The sequence below is a fragment of the Salmonella sp. SAL4457 genome (assembly GCF_046548235.1).
GTDB classification, from domain to species: domain Bacteria; phylum Pseudomonadota; class Gammaproteobacteria; order Enterobacterales; family Enterobacteriaceae; genus Salmonella; species Salmonella enterica.
Genome location: NZ_JBGDZO010001215.1, coordinates 1 through 241, shown reverse-complemented (window position 1 = coordinate 241; position 241 = coordinate 1). Strand labels below are relative to the sequence as shown.

At 66.0% G+C, this 241-nt stretch carries 1 protein-coding gene; it reads right to left on the bottom strand.

Annotated features, from left to right (window positions below):
• Positions 1-241 (bottom strand): hypothetical protein (locus ACLJNW_RS28045; RefSeq protein ID WP_410961885.1); only part of this gene is annotated, 241 nt, incomplete at both ends.

Below are 241 nucleotides of genomic sequence, written 5' to 3'. Positions count from 1 at the left end.
CTCCACGCCTGCTGCATCTGCTCCTGCTGCTTGGCCCTGCGCGCCGCGAACTCACCAAACGCCTTCTCCCAGCCCTCGTGGCCCTGCTTGACGCGGCCCAGCGCCTTGATCTCGATCTCCGTCGTGAACCGGTGCCTGTCGTCGCGCGCCTTGGCTCGGCTCTTGGCGTCATTCGCCAGTTTGACGGCAATCAGGCTCTCCTTGGCGCGCTTCTCGTCCCACTGCTGCGACAGGTACGTGC